Source organism: Streptomyces griseocarneus, from assembly GCF_014655595.1.
GTDB lineage: Bacteria > Actinomycetota > Actinomycetes > Streptomycetales > Streptomycetaceae > Streptomyces > Streptomyces griseocarneus.
In genome coordinates, this window is the sequence record NZ_BNBL01000009.1 from 201,944 (window position 1) to 228,331 (window position 26,388).

Below are 26,388 nucleotides of genomic sequence, written 5' to 3' on the forward strand. Positions count from 1 at the left end.
CGCCGGAAAACGCGAAGGCGCAGCTCAGGGCCCGTCTCCTGGCGTCCGTACGGGCCCGGGCCGCGCCATGGCGGGGCAGGCGGGCTGCTCAGGCCTTCTGCGTCTGGGACTTTCCGGCGCCCTTGGGAACCATGCCCATGCCCATGGCGCGCATGACGCCGCCGACGACGCCGCCGAGGGCCACCACGACCATGCCGGCCCAGAAGCCGACGGGCTTGGCCGCCACGACGAACGCACCGGAGATGCAGAAGCCGATGAAGGCGATGGTGACGCCGGTCCAGGCCGCAGGGGTGTGGCCGTGGTCGCTAGCCGACATGAGTTGACTCCTCGTTGCTGTATCGCGCCCGCGGGCGCAGAGATCGCTCGGGGCCATTGTCCCCGACGCCCCGGGCCGTCGTGCGCCGGGGTTGGCGTGTCACACCGCCGCCTTCAGCGGCCCGCTCCGCCGGTGGGGTCCTCGCCGCGGTCGAGGGCCTTCCACAGCTCCTCCGGGCGGTCCGGGTCGACGGGGGCGCGCGGACGGCTCGGGCGGGGGGTGCCGTCGCGCTCGTAGCGGCCGGACATGGCGGGCCACCGGCGCCCGTAGCGCACGGCGAGCAGGCCGGCGAGGAAGAGCAGCACCCCGCCGACGACGGCCACCCACGGCCAGGCGGTGTGGGAGACGTCGCCGATCGTGGCCTGGGTGTTGCCGGCGACCCTGGCGGCCTTCTCCTCCAGCGCGCTCGTGTCGTCCGCGCCCGTGAGCGCGGCCGCCACGGTGCCGGCACCGCTCAGCGCGAGCAGCACCGCCACCACGAGACGGCCCGCGCCGCGCACCGCGAAGACGGCGACGAGCGCGGCGAGGCCCACGACGGCCAGCGCCCCCGGCAGGGCGGTCACGTCCTGGCCGCTGGCCTGCTCGGCCAGGCTGCCCTGGGCGGCGGGGGCGCTGCCCTCGGACCAGGTGCGGCCGCTCGCCAGCAGGACGAGGGCGGCACCGGCGGCACCGAGGAGGAGGGCGGCGCCCACGCTGCGCTTCGCGGTGCGGGGGGTGGGGGTGGTGCTGGGGTGGGGTACGGCTGCGGTCACGGGTACCACTATCGCTTGTCAGCGGGTGGAGGTACGAACGGGGGGTGCGGGCCGTCGTCCGGGTTGTGCCCACCCGTTCCGCCCCAGCGGAACGACTGCCCACGACCCTCGCTACAAGCGGTTCGCCGTGTGGACTGCTCGTAGGACCGCTGCCGCCTTGTTGCGGCATTCGGCGTCCTCGGCTGCCGGGTCGGAGTCGGCGACGACGCCGGCGCCGGCCTGGACGTAGGCGGTGCCGTCGCGCAGGAGGGCGGTGCGGATGGCGATGGCGGTGTCGGAGTCGCCGGCGAAGTCGAGGTAGCCGACGCAGCCGCCGTACAGGCCGCGCGGCGAGGGCTCCAGCTCCTCGATGATCTGCATGGCGCGCGGCTTGGGCGCGCCGGAGAGCGTGCCGGCGGGGAAGCAGGCGGTGAGCACGTCGAAGGCGGTGCGGCCCTCGGCGAGCCGGCCGGTCACCGTCGAGACGATGTGCATCACGTGGCTGTAGCGCTCGATCGACATGAAGTCGACGACCTCGACGCTGCCGGGCTCGCAGACCCGGCCGAGGTCGTTGCGGCCGAGGTCGACGAGCATCAGGTGCTCGGCGCGTTCCTTGGGGTCGGCCAGCAGTTCCTCGGCGAGGGCCGCGTCCGCCTGCGGCGTGGCGCCGCGCGGGCGGGTGCCGGCGATGGGGTGCACCATCGCGTGCCCGTCCTCGACCTTGACCAGCGCCTCCGGGCTGGAGCCGACGACGTCGAACGCCCCTCCCTCCCCGTGGGGGAACCGGAAGAGGTACATGTAAGGGCTCGGGTTGGTGGCCCGCAGCACCCGGTAGACGTCCAGCGCGGAGGCCGTGCAGGGGGTCTCGAACCGCTGCGAGGGCACGACCTGGAAGGCCTCGCCGGCGCGGATGCGCTCCTTGATCTCCTCGACGGCCGCCATGTAGTCGGCGCCGCCCCAGCGGGCGGTGTACTCCGGCAGCTCGGAGGGCGGCAGGACGGTGGGGTCGGAGGGGACCGGGCGGCGCAGGTCGGCGGCCATCGCGTCGAGCCGGGCGACGGCGTCGGCGTACGCCTCGTCGACCCCGGTCGCCAGGTCGTTGTGGTTGATCGCGTTGGCGATCAGCAGGACCGTGCCGTTCCAGTGGTCGAGGACGGCGAGGTCCGAGGTGAGCAGCATGGTGAGCTCGGGCAGGTCCAGGGCGTGCGCGCCGGGGCCGCCGGGGTGCTCGCCGATCCGCTCCAGGCGGCGGACGATGTCGTAGCCCAGGTAGCCGACCATGCCGCCGGTGAAGGGCGGCAGTCCGGCGCCCTCCATGAGGTCGCGCGGGGTGTGCAGGGCCTCCACGGTGGCCCGCAGGGCGGCCAGGGGGTCGCCGTCGGTGGGGACGCCGACGGGCGGGGTGCCGAGCCAGTGGGTGGCCCCGTCGCGGACGGTGAGGGTGGCGGCGCTGCGCACGCCGATGAAGGAGTAGCGCGACCAGGTGCGGCCGTTCTCCGCGGACTCCAGCAGGAAGGTGCCGGGGCGCTCGGCCGCGAGCTTGCGGTAGAGGCCCACGGGGGTGTCGCCGTCGGCGAGGAAGCGCCGGGTGACGGGGATGACCCGGCGGTCGGTGGCCAGCGTGCGGAAGGTGTCCGCGTCGGGGGTGACGTCCCCGGGGGAGACAGTTGCGGTGGTGGCAGCCATGGCAGCGGAGCCTACTGGGCCAGCGGGAGGGAGTCGGCGTCGAAGCAGGTGCGCGTGCCGGTGTGGCAGGCCGGGCCGGTCTGGTCGACCTTCACCAGGATGGTGTCCGCGTCGCAGTCCAGCGCCACCGACTTCACGTGCTGGACGTGGCCGGAGGTGTCGCCCTTGACCCAGTACTCCTGGCGGCTGCGGCTCCAGTAGGTGCAGCGGCCGGTGGTCAGGGTGCGGTGGAGCGCCTCGTCGTCCATCCAGCCCAGCATCAGCACCTCGCCGGTGTCGTACTGCTGGGCGATGGCGGGGACCAGGCCGTCGGCGCCGCGCTTGAGGCGGGCGGCGATGGCGGGGTCGAGGGCGGAGGAAGGGCGGGCGTTGCCGGTCATGTGCTCCATTGTGCCTCCGCCGCACCGCCGCGTTCGCCGTCGCCGTGCCGGGCGGGGCGGGGCGCGGCGGCATGGCCGGGCGCGAGGGCCGGCCGTAGGGTGACGGCATGTCAACTCATGCCCAGCGCGAACGTCTGCTCCTCGCCGATCTGTTGGAGACGGTGGGCCCCGACGCCCCGACGCTCTGCGCCGACTGGCGCGCCCGTGATCTCGCCGCGCACGTCGTGGTGCGCGAGCGGCGCTCGGACGCGGCCGCCGGCATCGTGTTCAAGCCACTGGCCGCCCGCCTGGAGCGGGTGCAGGCGGAATTCGCCGCCAAGCCCTACGAGGAACTCGTCCAGCTCATCCGCACCGGTCCGCCGCGCCTGTCGCCGTACGCGCTCAAGCCGGTGGACGAGGCGGCGAACACCGTCGAGTTCTACGTCCACACCGAGGACGTGCGCCGCGCCCAGCCGGAGTGGACGCCGCGCGAGCTCGACCCGGTCTTCGCCGACGCGCTGTGGAGCCGGCTGGAGCGGACGGCCCGCCTCCTCGGCCGCCGGTCGCCGGTGGGGCTGGTGCTCAGACGCCCCGACGGGCGCACGGCGGTCGCCCACCGGGGCGCACCGGTCGTCACCGTCACCGGGGAGCCCGGCGAGCTGACCCTCTTCGGTTTCGGCCGTCAGGACGCGGCCCGCGTCAAGACGGAGGGCGACGAGGACGCGCTGGCGAAGCTCAGGGGGGCGAAACTGGGTATCTAAAGACTCGGGGGCCGCATCGGACACCTACACCCGACGCACGGAAGAAGGCTCCGACCATGGCTTTCCGCAGCAGATCCCTCTTCGGCGAATCCCCGTACCCCTCCTCGTCACAGACCGGCGTCTCCCTGGGGCTCCTGCTGCTGCGCCTCATGGTGGGGATCATCATGATGGGGCACGGCACGCAGAAGCTCTTCGGCTGGTTCGACGGGCCGGGGCTCGACGGAACGGCGAAGTTCTTCACCCTGTCGGGCTATCCGGCGGGCAAAGCCATGGCCGTGGTGGCCGCGCTCAGCGAGACGCTGGGCGGGGCCGGGCTGTTCCTGGGGCTGCTCACGCCGCTCGCGGCCGCCGCGGTGCTGGGGACCATGATCAACGCGCTGGGCGTGACCTGGGGAGCCTTCTTCCTGCCCAAGGGGGTGGAATTCACCCTGTTGCTGGCCGTCTCGGCCACGGCGCTGGCGCTGACCGGGCCCGGGGAGTACGCGGTGGACCACTTCCTGCCGGGGCTGCGGACGCACCGGCTGGTGTACGGGGTGGCGGCGATCGCGCTGGCGGTGGTGTTGGGAGCGGTGTTCCTGCTGATCCGGGACTGAAGGGCCGCGACGTCCGGGGCAGCGACGTCCGGGGGCCGGCGGGCCGGCCCCCGGAACGGGCTCAGCGGACCGGGTGCCCCGCGTCCCGCAGCGCGCCCTTGACGTCCGCGATCCGCAGGTCGCCGAAGTGGAAGACCGAGGCGGCCAGCACCGCGTCCGCGCCGGCCTCGACCGCCGGGGCGAAGTGCTCGAGGCGTCCGGCGCCGCCGCTGGCGATGACCGGGACCGTGACGTGCTTGCGCACCGCCCTGATCATCTCCGTGTCGTAGCCGTCCTTGGTGCCGTCGGCGTCCATGGAGTTCAGCAGGATCTCCCCGGCGCCGAGCTCGGCGGCCCGGTGCGCCCACTCGACGGCGTCGAGGCCGGTGCCGCGGCGGCCGCCGTGGGTGGTGACCTCGAAGGAGCCCGAGGGGGTGCGCCGGGCGTCGACCGACAGGACCAGGACCTGCCGCCCGAAGCGCTCGGCGATCTCGCGGATCAGCTCGGGCCGCTCGATCGCGGCGGTGTTGACGCCGACCTTGTCGGCGCCGGCCCGCAGCAGCTTGTCGACGTCCTCGGCGGTGCGCACGCCGCCGCCGACGGTGAGGGGGATGAAGACCTCCTCGGCCGTGCGGCGCACGACGTCGTACGTGGTCTCGCGGTTGCCGGAGGAGGCGGTGATGTCGAGGAACGTCAGCTCGTCGGCGCCCTCCCGCCCGTAGACGCGGGCCATTTCGACGGGGTCGCCCGCGTCGCGCAGGTTCTGGAAGTTGACGCCCTTGACGACCCGGCCGTTGTCCACGTCCAGGCAGGGGATGACTCGCACGGCGAGGGTCACGCCGGTTCTCCTCTGAATGCTTCTACTTCTACTTCGACCAGGACGCGCGAGTCGACGAAGCCGGAGACCACCACCAGGGTGGAGGCCGGGCGGACGCCCTCGAAGAGCTCCTTGTGGGCCCGGCCGACGGCGTCGACGTCGCGCGCGTGGGTCAGGTACATGCGGGTGCGGACGACCGACTCGGCGCCGAGGCCGAAGTGCTTCAGCGCGTCGAGCGCGTTGCCGAACGCCACCAGCGTCTGCTCGTACGGGTCTCCCTCGCCGTGGAGGACGCCCTTCACCAGGGGCATCGTCCCGGCCACGAGGACCCGGTCCCCGGCCGCCACGGCACGTGCGAATCCGATCGACTCTTCCCAGGGACTGTCAGTCTGCACGCGCTGCGGGGCCGGGGTCTGGCTCATACGGACACTGCCTCCAGGGCCTCTTCCAAGGTGAACGCCTTGGCGTAGAGGGCCTTGCCGATGATGGCGCCTTCGACCCCCTGAGGTACCAGGGTGGCGAGCGCACGCAGATCGTCAAGGGAGGAGACGCCGCCGGAGGCGACGACCGGCTTGTCGGTGGCCGCGCAGACGTTCTTCAGCAGCTCCAGGTTCGGGCCCTGGAGGGTGCCGTCCTTGGCGATGTCGGTGACCACGTAGCGGGCGCAGCCCTCGGAGTCGAGGCGGGCGAGGGTCTCGTAGAGGTCGCCGCCGTCGCTGGTCCAGCCGCGGCCGCGCAGGGTGGTGCCCCGCACGTCCAGGCCGACCGCGATGCGGTCGCCGTGCTCGGCGATGACCTTGGCGACCCATTCGGGGGTCTCCAGGGCGGCGGTGCCGAGGTTGACGCGGGTGCAGCCGGTGGCGAGGGCGGCGGCGAGCGAGGCGTCGTCGCGGATGCCCCCGGACAGCTCGACCTTGATGTCCATCGAGCGGACGACCTCGGTGACCTGGGCGCGGTTGTCGCCGGTGCCGAAGGCGGCGTCCAGGTCGACCAGGTGCAGCCACTCGGCGCCCGAGCGCTGCCAGGCCTGCGCGGCGGCCATCGGGTCGCCGTAGGAGGTCTCGGAGCCGGACTCGCCGTGCACGAGGCGGACGGCCTGGCCGTCACGGACGTCGACGGCGGGCAGGAGTTCGAGCTTCGGCATCAGAGCGTCTCGATCCAGTTGGTCAGCAGCTGGGATCCGGCGTCGCCGGACTTCTCGGGGTGGAACTGGGTGGCCCACAGCGGGCCGTTCTCCACGGCGGCGACGAACGGCTCGCCGTGCGTGGCCCAGGTGACCTTGGGGGCGCGGATGTTGGCGTTGCCGACCTCCAGGCTCCACTCGCGCACCGCGTAGGAGTGCACGAAGTAGTACCGGGTGTCCGCGTCCAGGCCGGCGAAGAGGCGCGAGTCCTCGGCCGGGGTGACGGTGTTCCAGCCCATGTGCGGCACGACGTCGGCCTTGAGCGGCTCGACCGTTCCGGGCCACTCGTCGAGGCCCTCGGTCTCCACGCCGTGCTCGATGCCGCGTTCGAAGAGGATCTGCATGCCGACGCAGATGCCCATGACGGGACGGCCGCCGGAGAGCCGGCGCCCGATGACCCAGTCGCCGCGCGCGGCGCGCAGCCCCCGCATGCAGGCGTCGAAGGCGCCGACGCCGGGGACGAGCAGCCCGTCGGCGTTCATGGCCTTGTCGTAGTCGCGGGTGATCTCGACGTCCGCGCCGACGTGGGCCAGGGCCCGCTCGGCGGAACGGACGTTGCCGAAGCCGTAGTCGAAGACGACGACCTTCTTGGCGGGGGAACTCATGACCACAGCCCTTCGATACGCATCACACCGGCGGTCAGGCACATCGCCGCACCGACCCCCAGCAGGGTGATCACGCTCTTGGGCATGCCCTGCTTGAGGAAGGAGATGATGCCGCCTATCAGGAACAGTCCGACAACGATCAGAACAGTCGACAGGCCTGTCACAGCGCACCCTTCGTGGACGGGAGAATTCCGGCGGCCCGCGGGTCGTGCTCGCTGGCGTAGCGCAGGGCCCGGGCCAGGGCCTTGAACTGGCACTCGACGATGTGGTGGGCGTTGCGCCCGTACGGGACGTGGACGTGCAGCGCGATCTGGGCCTGTGCGACGAAGGACTCCAGGATGTGCCGGGTCATCGTCGTGTCGTACGCACCGATCATCGGCGCCATGTTCTCGGGCTCGGTGTGCACCAGGTACGGCCGGCCGGAGAGGTCCACGGTCACCTGGGCGAGGGACTCGTCCAGGGGCACGGTGCAGTTGCCGAAGCGGTAGATGCCCACCTTGTCGCCGAGGGCCTGCCGGAAGGCGGCGCCGAGCGCGAGGGCGGTGTCCTCGATGGTGTGGTGGGTGTCGATGTGCAGGTCGCCGTCGGTCTTGACGGTGAGGTCGAAGAGGCCGTGGCGGCCGAGCTGGTCGAGCATGTGGTCGAAGAAGCCGACCCCGGTCGACACGTCGACCTGCCCGGTGCCGTCGAGGTCGATCTCGACGAGGACGGACGTCTCCTTGGTGGTGCGTTCGACGCGTCCAACGCGACTCATGAGTTGTTCTCCTTGCGAATGGCGCGTACCGCGTCCAGGAACGCGTCGTTCTCGGCGGGCGTGCCCGCGGTGACCCGCAGCCACCCCGGCACGCCGTTGTCCCGTACCAGGACGCCCTGGTCGAGGAGGGCCTGCCAGGCGGCGTGGCTGTCCTCGAAGCGTCCGAACTGCACGAAGTTGGCGTCCGAGTCGGTCACCTCGCAGCCGATGGCGCGCAGCTCGGTGACGATGCGGTCGCGCTCGGCCTTGAGCTGTTCGACGTAGCCGAGCAGCGTGTCGGTGTGCTCCAGGGCCGCCAGCGCGGTGGCCTGGGTGACGGCCGAGAGGTGGTACGGCAGCCGGACGAGCTGGACGGCGTCGACCACGGGCGGGGCCGCGGCGAGGTAGCCCAGGCGCAGCCCGGCGGCGCCGAACGCCTTGGACATGGTGCGGGAGACGACGAGGTGGGGCCGGCCCTCGATGAGCGGCAGCAGCGAGGGGCGGTGGCTGAACTCGCCGTAGGCCTCGTCGACGACGACCATCGACGGCTTCGCCGCCTGCGCGGCCTCGTACAGCCGCAGGACCGTCTCCTCGTCGACCGCCGTGCCCGTGGGGTTGTTGGGCGAGCAGACGAAGACGACGTCGGGCCGGTGCTCGGCGATGGCGGCCACGGCCGCGTCGGCGTCGATGGTGAAGTCCTCGCGGCGCGGGCCGGAGATCCAGCCGGTGCCGGTGCCGCGCGAGATCAGCGCGTGCATCGAGTACGAGGGCTCGAAGCCGATCGCGGTGCGGCCGGGCCCGCCGAAGGTCTGCAGCAGCTGCTGGAGGACCTCGTTGGAGCCGTTGGCCGCCCAGACCCCGGCCGCGGTGACCTCATGGCCCGTGGTGCGGGTGAGGTAGGCGGCCAGCTCGGTGCGCAGCTCGACCGCGTCCCGGTCGGGGTAGCGGTTGAGGTGCCGGGCGGCCTCGGCGACGCGCTCGGCGATGCGGGCGACGAGGGGCTCGGGCAGGGGGTAGGGGTTCTCGTTGGTGTTCAGGCGTACGGGCACGTCGAGCTGGGGGGCGCCGTACGGGGACTTGCCGCGCAGTTCGTCCCGGATGGGGAGGTCGTCAATACCCGTCACTTGCTGTCCGGAACCTTCCAGTCGAACCTCGCCCTGACCGCCGCTCCGTGGGCGGGCAGGTCCTCGGCGTCGGCGAGCGTCACCACGTGCCCGGCGACCTCGGCCAGCGCCTCGCGCGTGTAGTCCACGACGTGGATGCCGCGCAGGAAGGACTGCACCGACAGCCCGGAGGAGTGGCAGGCGCAGCCGCCGGTGGGCAGCACGTGGTTGGAGCCGGCGGCGTAGTCGCCGAGCGAGACGGGGGCGTACGGGCCGACGAAGATCGCGCCGGCGTTGCGCACCCGGGCGGCGACCGCGGCGGCGTTCTCGGTCTGGATCTCCAGGTGCTCGGCGGCGTAGGCGTCGACGACCGCGAGGCCCTGCTCGATGCCGTCGACCAGCACGATGCCGGACTGGCGGCCGCTGAGCGCGGGCACGATCCGGTCCTCGACGTGCTTGGTGGCGGCGACCTGGGTCTCGAGTTCCTTCTCGACGGCGTTCGCGAGCTCCTCGGAGTCGGTGACGAGCACCGAGGCGGCCAGCGGGTCGTGCTCGGCCTGGCTGATCAGGTCGGCGGCGACGTGCACCGGGTCGGCGGTGTGGTCGGCGAGGACGGCGATCTCGGTCGGGCCGGCCTCGGCGTCGATGCCGATGCGGCCCTTGAGCAGGCGCTTGGCGGCGGCGACCCAGATGTTGCCGGGGCCGGTGACCATGTTGGCGGCGCGGCACTCGTCGGTGCCGTAGGCGAACATGGCGACGGCCTGGGCGCCGCCGGCCGCGTACACCTCGTCGATGCCCAGCAGCGCGCAGGCGGCCAGGATCGTGGGGTGCGGCAGGCCGTCGAAGTCCGCCTGCGGCGGGGAGGCGACGGCCATGGAGCCCACGCCGGCCTCCTGGGCCGGGACCACGTTCATGATCACGGACGAGGGGTAGACGGACCGGCCGCCCGGCACGTACAGGCCGACGCGCTCGACGGGCACCCAGCGCTCGGTGACCGTGCCGCCGGGCACGACCTGGACGGTGGTGTCGGTGCGGCGCTGCTCGCGGTGGACGAGGCGGGCGCGCCGGATGGACTCCTCCAGGGCCGCCCGTACCGCGGGGTCGAGCTCCTCGAGGGCGCGCGCCAGCGCCTCGGCGGGCACCCGCACCCGGTCGATCCGCACGCCGTCGAAGCGTTCCGCGTAGTCGATCAGCGCCGCCGTGCCGCGATGATGCACGTCGTCGCAGATGGGCCGCACCTTCTCCAGGGCGGCCTCGACGTCGAGCTCGGCACGGGGCAGCAGGTCGCGGTCGATGCCGTTCACGGGGAAGGCGTCGCCACGCAGATCGATTCGGGAGATCACGTGGCCAATTGTCTCAGACCCGTCCCGCCGCACGGCTCCCCGTACCACTCAGTGATACGGGGCCAAAGAGTTGATCTTTTTCCGACCGGGGCCGGACAATCGGCCCTCACCAGGGGTGTTCGAACAGTCACCCGAGGGGAATGGGGCCCATAGCCGGGCGCCACGGGTGAAGGGAGGGACGAGCGTGACCGATCCACACGACGGCGGGCCGCCCGCGGACCTCGAGCTGACCACGGCCGAGCGGGACATGTGGGAGGCGTTCCGCAACGGCACCACCCACGACTTACGCACCTCCAGCCCCGAGCAGAACGACCCCTCCGCCCCCTACACCTGGGGCGCCGACCGCAGCGTGCGCGCCCGCGTCGTCGCCCTGCTGCTCCTGAACGGCCCGTCGGCCCGCCCCGGCCGGGTGGCCGCGCTCAAGCTCAACGGCGTGCAGATCACCGGCACCCTCGACCTGTCCGGCGGCACCGTCGTGCCCTACGTCGAGCTGCACAACTGCCGCTTCGAGCAACAGCTGCTGCTGCCCGAGAGCACCTTCACCACACTGCGCCTGGTCGGCTGCGCCATCCCCCGGGTGGAGGCCGCGCGCATCCGCACCGACGGCGACCTCCACCTGCCGCGCTGCGTCGTCCAGCACGGCATACGCCTGACCGACGCGCACATCGGCACGGACCTGCTGCTCAACCAGCTGGTGGTGCGGCGGGACCGGCGCGGGGTGTCCATAGCCGCCGACGGGATGACGGTCGGACAGGACCTGCAGGCCGAGATGATGCGCTCGCACGGCGAGCTGAGCATGCGCGGCGCCACGATCGGGGCCTCGCTGAGCCTGCGCGGCTCCACCCTGAACAACCCCTACGGCCGCCGCGCCCTCAACGCCCCCCAGCTGACCGTCGAGCGCACCCTCTACCTCACCTCGGCGGGCGTGGGCGGCTCCCGCTTCGCCGGCGGCGCCACTCCCCCGTACGGCATCTCCACCACCCCCGCCCCCGACCGCGGCCCCCGGCTGCGGCGCTTCGAGTGCCTGGGCGGGGCGCGGCTGGACGACGGGCGGTTCGGGGACGCGGTGGACCTCAGCCAGGCCCGGTTCGTGATGGAGGCGGACCAGGAGCTGTCGCTGCGCCGCGTCCAGACGCCCGAGCTGCGCTTCCTCGGCGAGCGGCAGGAGCGGGGACGGGTGGTGCTGTCGGGGGCCCGGGTGGTCAACCTGGTCGACCGCTACGACAGCTGGCCGGGCCCGGGCGGGCTGGTGATGGCCGGCTTCACCTACGAGAACCTGATCCCGCTGGGCTCCTTCCCGCTGGCCCGCCGCCTGGACTGGGTGGCCGCGGCCACGCCCGAGTACGCCCCCGAGCCCTACGAACGGCTGGCGGGCGCCCTGCGCTCCAGCGGCGAGGACGCCGACGCGCGGGCGGTGCTGCTCGCCAAGCAGCGCCGCCGGCGCGAGACGCTGCCGCCGGCCGGGAAGGCCTGGGGGTACCTGCAGGACTGGACGGTGGCCTACGGCTACCGCCCGGGGCGGGCGGCGGTGTGGATGGCGGTGCTGTGGGCGCTGGGGGGCTTCTACTTCTCCTACCGCCCGGTGCCGCCCCTGAAGGAGGGCGAGGGCCCCGCGTGGAACCCCGAGCTGTACACCCTGGACCTGCTGCTGCCCGTCATCGACCTGGGCCAGGGCACCGCCTGGCGCCCCACCGGCGGCCAGCAGTGGGTGGTGACCGTCCTCACCCTCCTGGGCTGGATCCTCGCCACGACGGTGGCGGCGGGAGCCTCGCGCCTGCTGCGCCGGCAGTGAAATCCCCGGCCCGCCCGCACGCACGGCCATTAGGCTTACCCGCCGTGACCACCGCGCGCCTTCCGATCTTCCCGCTGAACTCGGTGCTGTTCCCCGGCCTCGTGCTGCCGCTGAACGTCTTCGAGCAGCGGTACCGCACGATGATGCGCGAACTGGCGCAGCTCCCCGAGGACGCGCCCCGCCGCTTCGGCGTGGTCGCGATCCGCGACGGGCACGAGGTGGCGCCCAGTGCACCGGGCCTGCCCGACGAGGCCCGCCCGGAGCCCGGGCCGGCCTCCGGCTTCGGCGCCGACCCGCTGCGGGCGTTCCACACCGTGGGCTGCGTCGCCGACGCGGCCACGATCCGGCGGCGCGAGAACGGCACGTACGAGGTGCTGGCCACCGGCACCACGCGCTTCAGGCTGCTGTCGGTGGACGCCTCGGGCCCGTACCTGACGGGTGAGGTGGAGGAGATCGAGGAGCAGCAGGGCGACGAGGCCGGCGCCCTCGCCGCCGGCGTCGTCCGGGCGTTCCGGGCGTACCAGAAGCGGCTGGCCGGGGCGAGCGAGGCGTCGCTGGCCCGCCAGGCGGAGCTGCCCGGCGAGCCGCGGGTGCTGTCCTACCTCGTGGCGGCGGCCGCGGTGCTGGACACCCCGGCCAAGCAGCGCCTGCTCCAGGCGCCCGACACGGCGGCCCGGCTGACGGAGGAGCTGCGGCTGCTGCGCGCCGAGACCGCGGTGATAAGCAAGCTGCCGTCGCTGCCGGCCGTCGATCTGACCCGGCGGCCGACCAGCCCCAACTAGGCGAAGGACCCACCGCTTTGGCCAGGAAGTCCCCCAGGAACACGGCGAGGGCGACTGCGGGCGCGACGCCCGCGATCACCGCCCTCGAGCAGGCCGGCACGGCGTTCTCCGTGCACTCCTACGACCACGACCCGGCCGCCGCCTCCTACGGCGAGGAGGCTGCGCGGGCGCTGGGCGTGGAGCCGGGCCGGGTCTTCAAGACGCTCGTGGCCGACGTGGACGGCGCGCTGACCGTGGCGGTGGTGCCGGTGTCGGGCTCGCTGGACCTCAAGGCGCTGGCCGCGGCGGTCGGCGGCAAGCGGGCGGCGATGGCGGACCCGGCGGCCGCGGAGCGCGTGACGGGGTACGTACGGGGCGGGATCTCCCCGCTGGGTCAGCGCCGGCGCCTGCCGACCGCGCTGGACGCCTCCGCGCGCTCGCACGCCACGATCTGCGTCTCGGCGGGGCGGCGGGGCCTGGAGGTCGAGCTCTCCCCCGCCGACCTGGCACTTCTGACGGACGCGGTGATCGCCCCGATCGCCCGCGGCTGAGCCGTGGCCCGCGCGCGGGCTGGACGGCGCGGGCGCCCTCCGCTACGACCGAGGGGCGGGCCGCCGCGTGGGCGGCCCCGCGCAGGGAGGGATGCCCCATGTCGAAGCGCACCCGCAAACGCCGCTGGCGCCTGAAGAAGGGCCGCGCCAACCACGGCCGCCGGCCGGCCTAGGAACACCTGGGGCAGGCCCTAGGACAGGCCCTGGTCCTGACCGTTCGCGGTCCCCGCGGTCCCGGGCCGGTGCGTCACCGGCCCGGGTTCGGCCTCGAGCCCCGGCTCGAGCCCGGGCTCGGGGTCGCGGGGGCCGAACAGGCCCGTCAGGCCCAGGTGGACGGCCATGGCCGCCAGCGGCCAGGCCAGCAGCATGCCCTTGGCGGCGAGCTTGAGCGGCGCGTCGAAGACCACGCCCTGGCCCACGGCGCGGGCGTGCCCGGCCACGTCGGCCGTGGGGCCGAGCCAGAGGCCCAGCCGCCAGCCGATCAGCGAGGCCAGCAGCGAGCCCGCCGCGAGGCCCACCACGATCGCGATGCCGCCCCGGCGGTGGAAGAGGAAGACCACGGCCGCGCTGACCGCGCCGAACGCCAGGCCCAGCAGTCCGAACCAGCCGTCCGCGCCGACGGCCTGCTCGCCCTCGGTGTTCTTGAGGTAGACGGCCTTGCCGTCGGAGATCAGCGGCACCCTCGGCGCCAGCCACAGCCACAGCAGCCCCAGCAGCACGCCGCAGAGCGTCACGAGCGCCATGATCAGGGCGCCCTGCCGCAGCTCGGTACGGGTCTCCTCGGACAGGCCGGGCGCGGTGTCGCCGGCCTTGTGCCCGACATGCTGCGGAAGGTCCGGGCCGGATCCGGGGCCGGGCTCGGAGGGGGAGTTGCCGTGCGGCGTCAGCGGTGCGGTCACCCCGCCATCGTGCCAGGTGGACGCGGGCGCCCCGGAGCCAGGACGGTCGCTGCGGCGCGTCACCGCACGGCCGCCCGGCGGTAGGCCCACGTCGCCGCCGCCAGCGACACCACGCCGACGGCCGCGCACACCCCGAGGTCGGCCGTCACGAGCAGCCAGTCGGGGTGCGCGTCGAAGCTCCGCGCCAGCGCCTCCACGCCGTAGGTGGAGGGCAGCAGGTCGCGCGCGTAGGCGACCGGCGCCGGCATGTGCTGGGCCGGCAGCACGCCCAGCAGCAGCGCCGCCGACATGCCCAGCTGGCCGCACAGCGTCGCCAGCTCCTGGCGCGGGGCCAGCAGGCCCAGGGCGGCGCCGAGCCCGGCGAGGGCCGCGCCCGCCAGCGGGATCACCGCGGCCAGCACCCACAGGTGCGTCATCGGCAGCCCGAACAGCACGCTGCCCACCACCGCCGTGACGGCCGTGCCGGGCGCGGTGAACGACGCGTACGCCCCGGCCGCCCCCAGCACGACGGCCGCCGGCGGGACCGGCAGCGTGGCGTAGTGGTCCAGGCCGCCGCTCGCCCGCAGCTGGCCGAAGTACTGGGCCAGGAGGTTCAGCGCGACGAACGCCACGACCAGGACGCTGGACCCGGCCACCACGGCACGCGCCTCGGCTCCGCCGTCGACGACGCCGCGCATCAGGATCATGATGCCGACGGACTGGAACGTCGCCACGAACAGCAGCGGGATCCGCGCCACGCGGGCACGCGAGAGCTGCGCGCGGTAGACCGCCGCCAGCGCGGGCAGCAGCCGCGCCCTGGGCGCGAGCGGGGCGGCGCCGCCGTCCTCGGACCACGGCCGGGGGCCGGCCCCGGCGGGGGCCTTCCCCGGCACCGCTTCGGCGGATACAGCAGTCACGCGGCACAGCTCCTGTTCGGTCCGGTCGGGACGGCCCTCACCCCTTCATCAGCCCCTTCTCGCGGCCGCCCAGGGCGAGGTAGACGTCCTCCAGGCTGGGCGTGGCGAGCGTGAAGTCGTCGAGCGCGGCGAAGGCGGGGCCGCCGGTCACGGCGGCGACGGCGGCGCGCGCCTCGGCGGGGCCGAGCCGCAGCGACCAGCGGCGGCCGGTCTCCTGGGCGACGTCGCGCAGGGCCGCGACCTCGGGGACCTCCAGCGGCGGGGCGTCCCGCCAGACGAGGTCGACCCGCACGTCGTCGCCGACGAGCTCCTTGAGCCCGGCCGGGGTGTCGCAGGCGATGATCCGGCCGCGCTCGAGCACCGCGACCCGGTCCAGCACGGTCTCGGCCTCGATGACGTTGTGGGTGACCAGCAGCACGGTGGCCCCGCGCTCGGCGCGCCGGCGGTCGACGGCGGCCCACACGGCGCGGCGGGCCACCGGGTCCATGCCGGTGGTCGGCTCGTCCAGCACCAGCAGCGGACGGTCGCCGACCAGGGTGGCGGCGAAGCAGGCGAGGCGGCGCTGGCCGCCGGAGAGCTTCTTCAGCGGCCGCCCGGCGATGGGGGCCAGGCCCAGCTCGTCGAGGACGGCGTCGCGCTCGGCGCGGGCCGTGCGCAGGTCCAGGCCACGCAGCCGGCCGGTGGTCTCGGCGGCGAGGGCGACGGTCAGCTCGTCGAGCGCGGTGGACTCCTGGCCCAGGTAGCCGACGAGGCGGGAGGCGCGCTCGGGGTGGCGGACCAGGTCGTGGCCGAGGAGCTCGACGCGTCCCTCGTCGGGGCGCAGCAGGCCGGTGAGCTGGCGTACGAGCGTGGTCTTGCCGGCGCCGTTGGGGCCGAGCAGGCCGAAGATCTCGCCGCGCCGGACGTCGAGGTCGATGCCGTCGCTGGCCCGCACGGGGGCCGCGGCGGGCTCCCCGCGCCGGGAGCGTGCGGCGGGATAGGTCTTGACGAGCCCGCGCACGGTACACACCGTCTCGCCCGCGGTGTGCCGCGGGGAGCCGCCCCGCTCCGCCGTTTTCGTGCCCGTTCTCACGAGCTATGAGGGTACGCGCCCCGCCCCCGCGGCTCGCCGCGGGGGCGGGATTCGGCGAGGCAGGAACAACGGGGAACGCCGTGCGCCCGGCGGGTCAGTCCCCGGCCGGCGCGTGCTCGGCCGCCGTGCGGGTGTCGATCTCGCGCCAGAAGCCCGCCCGGATCGCGTACCGGTCGTGCTCGTCGATCTGGTCGTCCTTGTGGGCGAGGAGGCCGAAGCGGGCGGCGTAGCGCAGCAGCTCGCCGTCGATGCGGTGGGGGATGCGGGGGTACTCGGTGGAGAGGTGCTGGAGGTGGACGGCGTCGGTGATGCGCTCGGCCCAGCGGCGGGCGAAGACCTGGCCGACCTCGAAGGGGTCGCCGCCGACGGTGGTGATGTCCTCCTCGCGGTCGGCCCAGCGCTGCTCGGCGCTGGTGAGCTGGGCCAGCATCGGAAGGGAGGCCGTTTCGGGAGGCTCCCCTAGGCCGTTGCCGGCGCCGCGTTCGACCCAGCCCTTGTCCGAGGACCAGCGCAGGGTCGCGTTCGGCGTGCCGGACGGCGTGGCGCCGTTCTGCACGGCCGCCGTGGCCGGGGAGGGCTGGGCGGAGCCGGGCCCCCGGCCCAGCCCGGCGAGGTCCTTCGGGGTGGGCACGCCGCGTCCGGCGGGCGCCTGGTCGCCCCGCTCGCCGTTCGGGCACGCCCCGGCGGCCGCGGCGGGCCGCGCCGTGCCGTTGTGCCCGGCTTCGGGCCGGTCCTCCGCCGTGCGGCCGGCGGCCGCGGCGGCGGCCGCCGCGGCCGTCTCCGGCAGCGGCGCGGCGAGGATGGCGGCGATCTCGGGGCGGGGCGCGGGGGGCGGGGCGCACACGCCGGTGAGCTCCTTGGCCCGTACCGCGCGGGTGATCCAGGTGCGGTCCAGGACGCGCCGCTCGTCGGCCTCGGCGACGAGGTCCTCGGACTGGTTGTAGTCGCCGTCGGCGGCCTGCACGGCCCACAGGTGGACGGCGACGCCGTGTTCCTTGGCGGACATCAGGCCGGGCAGCAGGTCGCCGTCGCCGGTGACCAGGACGATGTCGGAGCAGGCGCGGTTGCGGGCGAGCTCGGTGAGCTCGGCGTGCATGGCGGCGTCGACGCCCTTCTGCGCCCAGCGGCCGTCGCTGCGGGTGAGCGCGCCGAGCCGGACGGTGACGCGGGACATCACCCGCAGCCGCCGGTGTTCGGGCTGGGGGACGCGGTCGGGGGCGCCGTCGAACCAGTAGATGCGCAACAGCGGGCGCTGGGTATCGGCCTCGGCGCGTTCGCGCAGGCCTTGGATGAGGGTCGCGTGGTCGACGGTGATACGGGACCGGGCGGGCTCCCCGGCCAGCAGGCTCGCGGCGGCGCCCAGCAAATACCCGGCGTCCACCAGGACGACGCAGCGGTCCACGTTCCACCCTCTTTCCCTGAGTTCAGAAGTGCGGTCGCCCCCCGGCACAGGCGTGCCCCGGTTCCGTTGGCTTTCCCAGGAGTCTGCCCGACCGCGCGGGGGTTATCAGTCCGAACTGGATCTTCGGCGTGGCGGATACGGGCAGCGGCCGATAAGTACCCCTGTCACCCACGGTAATTACCCGAAATGCACGTTTGGCCGGTGCGTGCGAGGGTGGTCGCCGGGGGGAGTCACCCCGATGCGGAGGCGCAGCAGCATGGCGAAGAACAAGAAGCAGGACCGCAGCCAGCAGAAGTCGAGCGCGGCGGAACGCGGCCAGCAACAGGCCAAGAGCTCGTCCATCGAGTCCCAGGGACAGGAGCGGGCCTCACGGGTCACGCCCGCGGATGTCGCACACAAGGGCCGCCAGAAGCGCTTCGGCCACAACTGACCGGCAACTGACCGGCGCTTGGATGCGCTTGAGGGGCGCACCCGCTCACAGCGGGTGCGCCCCTCGCGCATGATCAGCGGTCTCCCGCGCGGGCTCAGCCCGCCAGGCAGGACGGCCCGAGCAGCTGCTTCAGGTCACCGAAGAGCGCCGGGTCGGGCGTCACCCGGTGCCGGTCCAGGCGGAGCACGGTGGTCTTGCGGGCCCCCTGGAGCTTGATCCGCACCTCGGTCGAGCCCCGGTGGTGGCTGAGGACCTGGCCCAGCCGCTCGACCAGCGGCGGGGTGACCTTCACCGTGGGGATGGAGATGATCACCGGCGCGTTGGTGCCGGCGTTGGACAGGTCGGGGACCATCAGCTCCATGGCGACCAGGCGCGGGATGTCCTCGCGCTTGTCCAGGCGCCCCTTGACGAAGACGACGGCGTCCTCGACGAGCTGGGTGGAGACCAGCTGGTAGGTGGCGGGGAAGAACATGCAGTCGATGGAACCGGCCAGGTCCTCGACGGTGGCGATGGCCCAGGCGTTGCCCTGCTTGGTCATCTTGCGCTGCAGGCCGGAGATGATGCCGCCGATGGTCACGATCGCGCCGTCGGCGTGCTCACCGCCGGTGAGCTGGGAGATCGAGGCGTCGGCCTTGTCGTTGAGGACGTGCTCGATGCCGAAGAGCGGGTGGTCGGAGACGTAGAGGCCGAGCATCTCGCGCTCCTGGGCGAGCAGGTAGGACTTCTCCCACTCGACGTCGGAGAACTCCACGTCGAGCCCGAAGCCCGGCTCGCTGCTGTCCTCCTCGCCCATGCCGCCGAAGAGGTCGAACTGTCCCTCGGCCTCCTTGCGCTTGACCTGCACCACGTTGTCGATCATCGGCTCGTAGTGCGCGGTGAGGCCCTTGCGGGTGTGCCCCATCTCGTCGAAGGCGCCGGCCTTGATCAGCGATTCGACGGTGCGCTTGTTGCAGACGACGGCCTCGACCTTGTCGAGGAAGTCGGGGAAGGAGGTGTACTTCCCCTTGGACTTGCGGCAGCGGATGATCGAGTCGACGACGTTGGCGCCGACGTTGCGGACGGCGGTCAGGCCGAAGAGGATCACGTCGTCGCCCTGGGCGGCGAAGTTCGCCTCGGACTCGTTGACGTTCGGCGGGAGCACCTTGATGCCCATGCGGCGGCACTCGTTGAGGTAGGTCGCCGACTTGTCCTTGTCGTCCTTGACCGAGGTCAGCAGGGCGGCCATGTACTCGGCGGGGTGGTTGGCCTTGAGGTAGGCCGTCCAGTACGAGACGAGGCCGTACGCGGCGGAGTGGGCCTTGTTGAAGGCGTAGCCGGCGAAGGGGACCAGCACGTCCCACAGGGCCTGGATCGCCTCGTCGGAGAAGCCCTTCTTCGTCGCGCCCTCCTTGAAGAAGACGAAGTTCTTCGCCAGCTCGTCGGGCTTCTTCTTGCCCATGACGCGGCGGAGGATGTCGGCCTCGCCGAGGGAGTAGCCGGCGACGATCTGGGCCGCCTTCTGCACCTGCTCCTGGTAGACGATCAGACCGTAGGTGACGCCGAGGACCTCTTCGAGAGGCTCCTTCAGCTCCGGGTGGATCGGGGTGATCTCCTGCTGGCCGTTCTTGCGCAGCGCGTAGTTCGTGTGCGAGTTCATGCCCATCGGGCCCGGCCGGTACAGGGCGGACACGGCGGAGATGTCTTCGAAGTTGTCGGGCTTCATCAGCCGCAGCAGGGACCGCATGGGCCCGCCGTCGAACTGGAAGACGCCGAGGGTGTCACCGCGCTGGAGCAGCTCGAAGGTCGTCGGGTCGTCGAGCGGCAGGCTCAGGAGATCGATGTCGATCCCCTTGTTGGCCTTCACCATCTTGACGGCGTCGTCCATGATCGTGAGGTTGCGCAGGCCGAGGAAGTCCATCTTCAGCAGGCCGAGCGACTCACAGCTCGGATAGTCCCACTGCGTGATGGTCACACCGTCGGAGTGGCGCACCCAGACCGGGACGTGGTCGGTGATCGTCTCGCTGGACATGATCACACCGGCCGCATGCACGCCCATCTGCCGGACCAGGCCCTCGACGCCCATGGCGGTGTCGATGACCTTCTTCACGTCCGGCTCGTTCTCGTACATCGCGCGGACCTCGCCGGCCTCGCTGTAGCGAGGGTGCTTGGGGTCGGTGATGCCGGAGAGCGGGATGCCCTTGCCGAGGACGTCCGCGGGCATCGCCTTGGTGATGCGGTCGCCCATGGCGTAGGGGTAGCCCAGGACGCGGGCGGAGTCCTTGATCGCGTTCTTGGCCTTGATGGTGCCGTACGTGCCGATCATGGCGACCTTGTCGGCGCCGTACTTCTCGGTGACGTACCGGATCACCTCGGCGCGCCGGCGCTCGTCGAAGTCGATGTCGACATCGGGCATCGAGATGCGCTCGGGGTTCAGGAACCGCTCGAAGATCAGGCCGTGCGGGATCGGGTCGAGGTCGGTGATGCCCAGGGCGTACGCGACGATCGAGCCGGCCGCGGAGCCTCGGCCGGGGCCCACCGCGATGCCCTGCTTCTTGGCCCACATGATGAAGTCGGCGACCACGAGGAAGTAGCCCGGGAAGCCCATCGAGATGATGGTGTCCATCTCGTACTCGACCTGCTTCATGCGGTCCTCGGGGATGCCGCCCGGGAAGCGGCGGTGCATGCCCCGCAGGGTCTCCTCGCGGAACCAGGTGACCTCGGTGTAGCCCTCGGGGATGTCGAACTTGGGCATCAGGTTCCGGAACTGGAACATGCCCTCGGTGTCGATCTGGTCCGCGATCAGCTGGGTGTTGGCGCAGCCCTCCTGCCAGGCGTCCGAGGAGTCGATGGCGTACATCTCGTCCGTGGACTTCAGGTAGTAGCCCGAGCCGTCGAAGCGGAAGCGGTCGGGGTCGGAGAGGTTCTTGCCGGTCTGGATGCACAGCAGGGCGTCGTGGGCGGTCGCCTCGTGCGCGTAGGTGTAGTGCGAGTCGTTGGTGACCAGGGGCGGGATGCCGAGCTTCTTGCCGATCTCCAGCAGGCCGTCGCGGACCCGGCGCTCGATCTCGATGCCGTGGTCCATCAGCTCGAGGAAGTACCGGTCCTTGCCGAAGATGTCCTGGTACTCGGAGGCCGACTTCAGGGCCTCGTCGAACTGGCCGAGGCGCAGCCTGGTCTGCAGCTCGCCGGAGGGGCAGCCGGTGGAGGCGATCAGCCCCTCGGACCACTGGCTGATGGTCTCCTTGTCCATGCGCGGCCACTTGGTCAGCCAGCCCTCGGCGTAGGCGTCGGAGGACAGCCGGAAGAGGTTGTGCAGACCGGTGGCGTTGGCCGCCCAGATCGTCTTGTGGGTGTAACCACCCGAACCGGAGACGTCGTCCCGCTTCTGGTGCGGCTGGCCCCACTGGATCCTGCGCTTGTTGCGCCGGGACTCGGGGGCGACATAGGCCTCGATGCCGATGATCGGGGTGATCCCGGCCTTCTGGGCGGAATGGTAGAAGTCGTACGCGCCGTGGAGGTTGCCGTGGTCGGACATGGCGATGTGTGTCATGCCCATCTCATTGCAGGCATTGAACATGTCCTTGAGCCGCGCGGCACCGTCCAGCAGCGAGTACTGGGTGTGGACGTGCAGGTGCGTGAACGGCGTCTTGGCCACGGTGGACGACCTCCGGTGGGGTGGCAGCGGGTCGGCGGGGACAGCTTCGAAGGTTACCGGCCCCCACCGACAGTCGCGGGCACGCGCCGGTAGCCTCGGACGCCTGCGGACGGCAGCACATGTGTCCGCCCGATGACCCTCCCCCGGCCCGCGCCGGGGGTGCCCCCGAGGAGGACCACCGATGGCGACCGAGCACGACCGGGCCACGCAGCGCGGCGAGGAGATCCTCGCCGTTTTCGACACCGCCTTCGGTGAGCTGCTCGCGGCCGACCCGGCCGCCTTCCGGGTCAAGTTCCGGAAGATGGCCGCCTCGGCCTTCGCCTTCTACCGCGGCACGGCCTGCCTCTTCTACTCCGACCTGGAGCACGAGCGCGACGCCGGCCCGTACCTGGACGACCGCACCAGCCGGGTGTGGATCCACGGCGATCTCCACGCCGAGAACTTCGGCACGTACATGGACGCCAACGGCCGCCTGGTCTTCAACGTCAACGACTTCGACGAGGCCTACGTGGGCCCCTTCACCTGGGACCTCAAGCGCCTCGCCGCCTCCCTGGCCCTGCTGGGCTACACCAAGGCGCTCAGCGACGAGAAGATCTCCGAGCTGGTGCGGATCTACGCCGCCGCCTACCGCGAGCGGATCCACGCCCTGGCCACCGGCGCCAAGGAGGACGAGCTGCCGCCGTTCACCCTGGACACCGCCGAGGGCCCGCTGCTGGCCGCCCTGCGCGAGGCCCGCTCGATGACCCGCTTCGGGCTGCTGGCCTCCATGACGGAGATCAGGGACTTCGAGCGGCGCTTCCTCGCCGACGGCGGCGCCATCGAGCTGGACGCCGCCACCCGGTACAAGATCCTCGCCGCCTTCGACGGCTACCTGGAGACCCTGCCCGACACCAGCCTGGCCCGCCCCGACTCCTACCGCGTCAAGGACGTCGTCGGCCGCCGGGGCGTCGGCATCGGCAGCGCCGGCCTGCCCTCGTACAACATCCTCCTCGAGGGCAACAGCGACGCCCTGGAGAACGACGTCGTCATCTACATGAAGCAGGCGCAGACCCCGGCGGTCTCCCGGCACATCACCGACCCCGCCGTCCGCGGCTACTTCCAGCACGAGGGCCACCGCACGGTGATCTCCCAGCGCGCCCTGCAGGCCCACGCCGACCCGTGGCTGGGCTGGACCGAGCTCAGCGGCGCCGGGCAGCTGGTCGCCGAGATCTCGCCGTACGCCGTCGACCTGGACTGGTCGGACATCGACGACCCGGCGGAGATCGCCACGGTCGTCGCCGACCTGGGCCGGGCCACCGCCGCCATGCACGCCGCCGCCGACGACCAGAGCGGCCACTCGCTGGTGCCGTTCTCCACCGAGCGCGCCATCGATGCCGTGATCGCCGCCGACGAGGAGGGCTTCGCCGAGCTGCTGGTGGACTTCGCCCACACCTACGGCGCCCGGGCCCGCGCGGACCACCAGATCTTCGTGGACCTCTTCCGCAACGGCAGGATCCCCGGGCTTTAGCCACGGCTTTACGCACGGCATGGCAGACTCGGCCCTCATGGACATATCGGCGGCACGGTTGCGGGCACTGCGCGCGGCGCTGTTCACAGCGCTGTGCGTGCTGCTGTCCGCCGCCTCGCACGTGCTGCTGTCCGGCCGGGCCCTGCCCGCGGCGGCCGTCGCCGGGGCCGGCGCGGGCGTCTTCGCGCTCGCCTACGCCCTGGCCGGCCGCGAGCGCGGCTACGGCCGCATCGCCGCCCTCCTCGTCCCGCTGCAGCTGGCCGTCGGCGCGCTCTTCGCCGCCGGCCAGGACGGCTGCTACGGCCGGCCCGGCCATCCCGCCCCCGGCGCGCTGACCTGGCTGTGCAGCGGCACCATGGGCACCCCCCTGGCCCGCTGGGCCGACCCGGGCGCCGCCCCCTGGCTGCTGCTCGCCGGACACGTCGCCCTCGGCCTGCTGGCCGCCGCCTGGCTGCGGCGCGGCGAGGCGGCGCTCGGCCGGCTGCTGCGTGCCGCGGCCGCGGCCGCCTTCCGGCCGCTGCGGATGGCCACCACCGACACCGCGCGCGTGCGGCCGCGGCGCGGCCCGCTCCCGCGCCCCGTGCGCGACGGCCGGCCGGCCCGGCCCCTGCCGCTGCTCGTCCACTCCGTCGTCCGCCGCGGTCCGCCGCCCGGGCCCGCCCTCGCCGCCTGAGGGCCCCGGACACCGACAGCACCGTACGGACACGCATCACGGAGAACGCACCATCATGAGCAAGCGCAACAACTGGGAGAACAAGCAGAGCGCCCGCGAGCGGCTGCGCGCCGAGCGCGAGCAGCAGGCGAAGCGGGACCGCACCCGCCGCCAGTTCGTCGTCGGCGGCGCCATCGTCGGCGTGCTCGCGATAGCCGGCGGCATCGGCTACGCCGCGACCCAGCTCGGCGGCGCCAGCGCCAAGAGCACCAACGCCGCCTGGAAGGCCGCCGCCGACCAGACCCTGGTCAAGCCCGCCAACACCGGCGGCGACAAGGGCACCGAGGTCGTCATCGGCAAGAAGGACGCCAAGCACACCCTGGACGTGTTCCAGGACATGCGCTGCCCGGTCTGCTCGGTCTTCGAGCAGAACGTCGGCGACACCATCGACAAGGACGTCAAGGACGGCAAGTACAAGGTCTCGTACCACGTCGGCACCTTCCTCGACCGCAACCCCCAGATCGCCGGCACCGGTTCGAAGAACGCGCTCAGCGCGCTGGGCGCCGCGCTCAACGTCAGCCCCGAGGCGTTCAGCGCGTACAACAAGGCGCTCTACGCCAAGGCGAACCACCCCGAGGAGACCAAGGACGACTTCGCCGACGACGCCGTCCTGCTGAAGGTCGCCCAGCAGGTGCCGGCGCTCAAGGGCAACGCCGCCTTCGAGAAGGACGTCAAGGACGGCACCTTCGACAAGTGGGCGCTGGAGATGTCCGACTCCTTCGACAAGGTCAAGGACGTCACCGGCACCCCGACGCTCAAGCTCGACGGCAAGAAGGTCACGTACGAGAGCGAGCAGGGCAAGGGCGTACCGATGACGCCCGAGCAGTTCAACTCGGCCGTCGGCGAGCACCTGAAGTAGCCCTCGCGGGGCCGGGCCACCGTCCCCTCGAACGATGCCGAATCTTGACACGACACCCGGCTGGGGCCGTGGCACACTCGGCGTCATGGAGGGGACGGGAGTTCGGTTCAGGGCGGTGCGCGCCGCGCTGTTCACGGCGTTGTGCGTCACCCTGTCCGCCACTTCCCACGTCCTGCTCTCCCACGCACCGCTGCCGGCGGCCACGGTCGCCGGGCTGTCGGCGGCGTTCTTCACCATCGCCTACGCGCTGGCCGGCCGGGAGCGGGGCTACGCGTCGATAGCCGCGCTCCTGGTCCCGCTGGAGCTGGCGGCGGACACCGTCTTCACCACCGGCCAGCACGCCTGTTACGGCCAGGCCGGCGGTCCGGTGGCGGGCCCGCTGCACTCGATGGGCGTCGATCTGGTCTGCCGCGGCGGCGAGTTCGGCACCCCGCTGGCGGCGGGCGAGGCCGCCGCGAACTCCGCCACCCCCTGGCTGCTGCTCGCGGCGCACGTCGCCGTCGGGCTGCTGGCCGCCGCCTGGCTGCGGCGCGGTGAGGTGGCAATGGCCCGGCTGGTCCGCGCGGTGGCCGCCGTCGCCTTCCGGCCGCTGCTGTCGGCCCTGGCCGCGCTCGCGCCGTCCACCCCGGCCGGCCCCCGCCCGCGGCCCGTGCGCGACACGCTCGCCGCGCGCACGCTCCCCCTCCTCGTGCACTCCGTCGTACGGCGGGGACCGCCGCTGTGCCCGGCATCCGCCTGAGCACAGCACCGTCTTCGGTCCCATAGCCCGTACGCCCACGGAGGGTTCACGCCATGAGCAACCGCAACACCCCGCAGAACAAGGCCGCCGCCCGCGAGCGGCTGCGCGCCGAGCGCGAGCGCCAGGCCAAGAAGGACAGGACGCGCCGCAAGGTCCTGGTCGGCGTGGGCGTCGTCGCCGTCCTCGCGATCGCCGCCGGCATCGGCGTGGCCGTCACCAACGCCACCAGCGGCGGCAAGAACAACAAGGTCACCAGCGAGGACTGGGTCTCCGCGGCCAAGAAGGCGGAGTTCAAGGCGCCCGCCAACACCTCCGGGGACAAGGGCACCACGGTCGTCATCGGCAAGCAGGACGCCAAGAACACCCTCGAGGTCTTCGAGGACATGCGCTGCCCCATCTGCTCCGGCTTCGAGCAGAACGTCGGCGAGGTGGTCCTCAAGGACGTCAAGGACGGCAAGTACAAGGCGCAGTACCGGATCGGCACCTTCCTGGACCGCAATCCGATGATCAAGGGGTCCGGCTCCAAGAACGCGCTCAGCGCGCTGGGCGCGGCGCTCAACGTCAGCCCCGAGGCCTTCCTGGAGTACAAGAAGGCGCTGTTCGCGCAGAAGAACCACCCCGACGAGCGGGACGACGCCTTCTCCGACGACGCCAAGCTGCTCGACATCGCCGGCCAGGTCCCGGCGCTCAAGGGCAACGCCGCCTTCGAGAAGGACGTCAAGGACGGCACCTTCGACAAGTGGGCGCTGGCCGTCTCCGACTCCTTCGACACCTTCGTCGGCCCGGACAAGGAGATCAAGGGCACCCCGGGCCTGAAGCTCAACGGCAAGGTGCTCGGCGACGAGCGGGGCCAGGCCCCGCAGGCCCCGGACATGTTCAAGACCCTGGTGGAGCAGAACCTGAAGAAGTAACAGCGGGCGACGGG

At 72.7% G+C, this 26,388-nt stretch carries 29 protein-coding genes; 12 read left to right on the forward strand and 17 right to left on the reverse strand.

Annotated features, from left to right (window positions below; all coding sequences use genetic code 11):
* Positions 1 to 88: 88 nt before the first annotated feature.
* From IE295_RS22925 to hisI, 4 genes are all read right to left on the reverse strand, one after another.
* Positions 89 to 316, reverse strand: a complete 228-nt coding sequence (locus tag IE295_RS22925) for an HGxxPAAW family protein (protein ID WP_190065604.1) — start codon at positions 314 to 316, stop codon at positions 89 to 91.
* A gap of 113 nt (positions 317 to 429) precedes the next feature.
* Positions 430 to 1,068 (reverse strand): TIGR02234 family membrane protein, encoded by a 639-nt coding sequence (locus tag IE295_RS22930; protein ID WP_190065605.1) that lies wholly within the window; start codon positions 1,066 to 1,068, stop codon positions 430 to 432.
* A gap of 111 nt (positions 1,069 to 1,179) precedes the next feature.
* On the reverse strand, positions 1,180 to 2,733 hold the full coding sequence (locus tag IE295_RS22935; RefSeq protein WP_190065606.1) for an anthranilate synthase component I: 1,554 nt from the start codon (positions 2,731 to 2,733) through the stop codon (positions 1,180 to 1,182).
* Between the two features lie 11 nt (positions 2,734 to 2,744).
* Complete coding sequence (hisI, locus tag IE295_RS22940; protein WP_190065607.1) at positions 2,745 to 3,113, reverse strand: phosphoribosyl-AMP cyclohydrolase; 369 nt, start codon at positions 3,111 to 3,113, stop codon at positions 2,745 to 2,747.
* A gap of 107 nt (positions 3,114 to 3,220) precedes the next feature.
* Between hisI and IE295_RS22945 the strand changes: the two genes are divergently transcribed.
* Together IE295_RS22945 and IE295_RS22950 are read left to right on the forward strand one after the other, a co-directional pair.
* Complete coding sequence (locus tag IE295_RS22945; RefSeq protein ID WP_190065608.1) at positions 3,221 to 3,853, forward strand: TIGR03085 family metal-binding protein; 633 nt, start codon at positions 3,221 to 3,223, stop codon at positions 3,851 to 3,853.
* Between the two features lie 56 nt (positions 3,854 to 3,909).
* Positions 3,910 to 4,446 carry a DoxX family protein gene (locus IE295_RS22950; RefSeq protein WP_190065609.1) on the forward strand — a complete coding sequence of 179 codons (537 nt, stop codon included), beginning with the start codon at positions 3,910 to 3,912 and terminating at the stop codon, positions 4,444 to 4,446.
* A gap of 61 nt (positions 4,447 to 4,507) precedes the next feature.
* On the opposite strand, the gene hisF is transcribed toward IE295_RS22950, so the two are convergent.
* From hisF to hisD, 8 genes are read right to left on the reverse strand one after another with little or no spacing between them, the layout of a single operon-like run.
* Complete coding sequence (hisF, locus tag IE295_RS22955) at positions 4,508 to 5,263, reverse strand: imidazole glycerol phosphate synthase subunit HisF (RefSeq protein ID WP_190065610.1); 756 nt, start codon at positions 5,261 to 5,263, stop codon at positions 4,508 to 4,510.
* Entirely contained in the window at positions 5,260 to 5,664 is a 405-nt protein-coding gene (locus tag IE295_RS22960) for a RidA family protein (protein WP_190065611.1), read from the reverse strand. Before IE295_RS22960 ends, hisF begins: the two co-directional genes overlap by 4 nt.
* On the reverse strand, positions 5,661 to 6,386 hold the full coding sequence (gene priA / locus IE295_RS22965) for a bifunctional 1-(5-phosphoribosyl)-5-((5-phosphoribosylamino)methylideneamino)imidazole-4-carboxamide isomerase/phosphoribosylanthranilate isomerase PriA (RefSeq protein WP_190065612.1): 726 nt from the start codon (positions 6,384 to 6,386) through the stop codon (positions 5,661 to 5,663). The genes IE295_RS22960 and priA overlap by 4 nt, the downstream gene beginning before the upstream one ends.
* Complete coding sequence (gene hisH, locus IE295_RS22970) at positions 6,386 to 7,030, reverse strand: imidazole glycerol phosphate synthase subunit HisH (RefSeq protein ID WP_190065613.1); 645 nt, start codon at positions 7,028 to 7,030, stop codon at positions 6,386 to 6,388. Before hisH ends, priA begins: the two co-directional genes overlap by 1 nt.
* On the reverse strand, positions 7,027 to 7,194 hold the full coding sequence (locus tag IE295_RS22975) for a CG2302 family histidine operon protein (protein WP_190065614.1): 168 nt from the start codon (positions 7,192 to 7,194) through the stop codon (positions 7,027 to 7,029). The genes hisH and IE295_RS22975 overlap by 4 nt, the downstream gene beginning before the upstream one ends.
* Positions 7,191 to 7,784 (reverse strand): imidazoleglycerol-phosphate dehydratase HisB, encoded by a 594-nt coding sequence (hisB, locus tag IE295_RS22980; protein WP_190065615.1) that lies wholly within the window; start codon positions 7,782 to 7,784, stop codon positions 7,191 to 7,193. Before hisB ends, IE295_RS22975 begins: the two co-directional genes overlap by 4 nt.
* Complete coding sequence (locus IE295_RS22985; RefSeq protein WP_190065616.1) at positions 7,781 to 8,887, reverse strand: histidinol-phosphate transaminase; 1,107 nt, start codon at positions 8,885 to 8,887, stop codon at positions 7,781 to 7,783. Before IE295_RS22985 ends, hisB begins: the two co-directional genes overlap by 4 nt.
* The gene (hisD, locus tag IE295_RS22990) at positions 8,884 to 10,209 is read right to left on the reverse strand and encodes a histidinol dehydrogenase (protein ID WP_190065617.1); all 1,326 of its coding nucleotides are present in this window, start codon (positions 10,207 to 10,209) and stop codon (positions 8,884 to 8,886) included. The genes IE295_RS22985 and hisD overlap by 4 nt, the downstream gene beginning before the upstream one ends.
* 184 nt (positions 10,210 to 10,393) lie before the next feature.
* Here hisD and IE295_RS22995 point away from each other — a divergent pair, with 184 nt between their 5' ends.
* From IE295_RS22995 to IE295_RS34685, 4 genes are all read left to right on the forward strand, one after another.
* Entirely contained in the window at positions 10,394 to 12,001 is a 1,608-nt protein-coding gene (locus tag IE295_RS22995) for an oxidoreductase (protein WP_190065618.1), read from the forward strand.
* A gap of 44 nt (positions 12,002 to 12,045) precedes the next feature.
* Complete coding sequence (locus IE295_RS23000; RefSeq protein WP_190065619.1) at positions 12,046 to 12,783, forward strand: LON peptidase substrate-binding domain-containing protein; 738 nt, start codon at positions 12,046 to 12,048, stop codon at positions 12,781 to 12,783.
* Between the two features lie 17 nt (positions 12,784 to 12,800).
* Complete coding sequence (gene ybaK, locus IE295_RS23005; protein WP_190065620.1) at positions 12,801 to 13,313, forward strand: Cys-tRNA(Pro) deacylase; 513 nt, start codon at positions 12,801 to 12,803, stop codon at positions 13,311 to 13,313.
* Positions 13,314 to 13,411: 98 nt separating this feature from the next.
* Positions 13,412 to 13,486, forward strand: coding sequence for a 50S ribosomal protein bL37 (locus IE295_RS34685; protein ID WP_466319588.1), 75 nt, complete (start codon positions 13,412 to 13,414; stop codon positions 13,484 to 13,486).
* An 18-nt stretch (positions 13,487 to 13,504) separates the two neighbouring features.
* Here the strand turns inward: IE295_RS34685 and IE295_RS23010 are convergent, their stop codons facing one another.
* From IE295_RS23010 to IE295_RS23025, 4 genes are all read right to left on the reverse strand, one after another.
* Positions 13,505 to 14,212, reverse strand: a complete 708-nt coding sequence (locus tag IE295_RS23010) for a hypothetical protein (RefSeq protein WP_372478774.1) — start codon at positions 14,210 to 14,212, stop codon at positions 13,505 to 13,507.
* A 59-nt stretch (positions 14,213 to 14,271) separates the two neighbouring features.
* Positions 14,272 to 15,108 carry an ABC transporter permease gene (locus IE295_RS23015; RefSeq protein ID WP_190065621.1) on the reverse strand — a complete coding sequence of 279 codons (837 nt, stop codon included), beginning with the start codon at positions 15,106 to 15,108 and terminating at the stop codon, positions 14,272 to 14,274.
* Between the two features lie 37 nt (positions 15,109 to 15,145).
* Entirely contained in the window at positions 15,146 to 16,117 is a 972-nt protein-coding gene (locus tag IE295_RS23020) for an ABC transporter ATP-binding protein (RefSeq protein WP_190065729.1), read from the reverse strand.
* A gap of 157 nt (positions 16,118 to 16,274) precedes the next feature.
* Positions 16,275 to 17,582, reverse strand: a complete 1,308-nt coding sequence (locus IE295_RS23025) for an NYN domain-containing protein (RefSeq protein WP_190065622.1) — start codon at positions 17,580 to 17,582, stop codon at positions 16,275 to 16,277.
* A 256-nt stretch (positions 17,583 to 17,838) separates the two neighbouring features.
* On the opposite strand from IE295_RS23025, the gene IE295_RS23030 reads away from it, so the two are divergent.
* Positions 17,839 to 18,012 (forward strand): hypothetical protein, encoded by a 174-nt coding sequence (locus tag IE295_RS23030; protein ID WP_190065623.1) that lies wholly within the window; start codon positions 17,839 to 17,841, stop codon positions 18,010 to 18,012.
* 94 nt (positions 18,013 to 18,106) lie between these two features.
* On the opposite strand, the gene dnaE is transcribed toward IE295_RS23030, so the two are convergent.
* Positions 18,107 to 21,646 (reverse strand): DNA polymerase III subunit alpha, encoded by a 3,540-nt coding sequence (dnaE, locus tag IE295_RS23035; RefSeq protein WP_190065624.1) that lies wholly within the window; start codon positions 21,644 to 21,646, stop codon positions 18,107 to 18,109.
* A gap of 181 nt (positions 21,647 to 21,827) precedes the next feature.
* Here dnaE and IE295_RS23040 point away from each other — a divergent pair, with 181 nt between their 5' ends.
* The 5 genes from IE295_RS23040 (at position 21,828) to IE295_RS23060 (ending at position 26,374) form a co-directional block, all read left to right on the forward strand.
* A complete protein-coding gene (locus tag IE295_RS23040; protein ID WP_190065625.1) occupies positions 21,828 to 23,153 on the forward strand; it encodes a DUF2252 domain-containing protein in 1,326 nt (441 codons plus the stop codon).
* Between the two features lie 19 nt (positions 23,154 to 23,172).
* Positions 23,173 to 23,826, forward strand: coding sequence for a hypothetical protein (locus tag IE295_RS23045; protein WP_224322868.1), 654 nt, complete (start codon positions 23,173 to 23,175; stop codon positions 23,824 to 23,826).
* A gap of 55 nt (positions 23,827 to 23,881) precedes the next feature.
* Positions 23,882 to 24,724, forward strand: a complete 843-nt coding sequence (locus tag IE295_RS23050) for a thioredoxin domain-containing protein (protein WP_190065626.1) — start codon at positions 23,882 to 23,884, stop codon at positions 24,722 to 24,724.
* An 85-nt stretch (positions 24,725 to 24,809) separates the two neighbouring features.
* Positions 24,810 to 25,463, forward strand: coding sequence for a hypothetical protein (locus tag IE295_RS23055; protein WP_190065627.1), 654 nt, complete (start codon positions 24,810 to 24,812; stop codon positions 25,461 to 25,463).
* Positions 25,464 to 25,516: 53 nt separating this feature from the next.
* The gene (locus IE295_RS23060) at positions 25,517 to 26,374 is read left to right on the forward strand and encodes a thioredoxin domain-containing protein (RefSeq protein ID WP_190065628.1); all 858 of its coding nucleotides are present in this window, start codon (positions 25,517 to 25,519) and stop codon (positions 26,372 to 26,374) included.
* Positions 26,375 to 26,388: the final 14 nt, after the last annotated feature.

Coding starts and splice junctions, on each gene's coding strand:
- priA (WP_190065612.1), bottom strand. CDS start 6,386: ATGCCGAAGCTCGAACTCCTGCCCGCCGTCGACGTCCGTGACGGCCAG.
- IE295_RS22960 (WP_190065611.1), bottom strand. CDS start 5,664: ATGAGCCAGACCCCGGCCCCGCAGCGCGTGCAGACTGACAGTCCCTGG.
- IE295_RS22945 (WP_190065608.1), top strand. CDS start 3,221: ATGTCAACTCATGCCCAGCGCGAACGTCTGCTCCTCGCCGATCTGTTG.
- hisB (WP_190065615.1), bottom strand. CDS start 7,784: ATGAGTCGCGTTGGACGCGTCGAACGCACCACCAAGGAGACGTCCGTC.
- IE295_RS23060 (WP_190065628.1), top strand. CDS start 25,517: ATGAGCAACCGCAACACCCCGCAGAACAAGGCCGCCGCCCGCGAGCGG.
- IE295_RS23050 (WP_190065626.1), top strand. CDS start 23,882: ATGAGCAAGCGCAACAACTGGGAGAACAAGCAGAGCGCCCGCGAGCGG.
- hisI (WP_190065607.1), bottom strand. CDS start 3,113: ATGACCGGCAACGCCCGCCCTTCCTCCGCCCTCGACCCCGCCATCGCC.
- IE295_RS23040 (WP_190065625.1), top strand. CDS start 21,828: ATGGCGACCGAGCACGACCGGGCCACGCAGCGCGGCGAGGAGATCCTC.
- IE295_RS22950 (WP_190065609.1), top strand. CDS start 3,910: ATGGCTTTCCGCAGCAGATCCCTCTTCGGCGAATCCCCGTACCCCTCC.
- IE295_RS23055 (WP_190065627.1), top strand. CDS start 24,810: ATGGAGGGGACGGGAGTTCGGTTCAGGGCGGTGCGCGCCGCGCTGTTC.
- IE295_RS22935 (WP_190065606.1), bottom strand. CDS start 2,733: ATGGCTGCCACCACCGCAACTGTCTCCCCCGGGGACGTCACCCCCGAC.
- IE295_RS22925 (WP_190065604.1), bottom strand. CDS start 316: ATGTCGGCTAGCGACCACGGCCACACCCCTGCGGCCTGGACCGGCGTC.
- IE295_RS23030 (WP_190065623.1), top strand. CDS start 17,839: ATGGCGAAGAACAAGAAGCAGGACCGCAGCCAGCAGAAGTCGAGCGCG.
- hisH (WP_190065613.1), bottom strand. CDS start 7,030: ATGAGTTCCCCCGCCAAGAAGGTCGTCGTCTTCGACTACGGCTTCGGC.
- IE295_RS23045 (WP_224322868.1), top strand. CDS start 23,173: ATGGCAGACTCGGCCCTCATGGACATATCGGCGGCACGGTTGCGGGCA.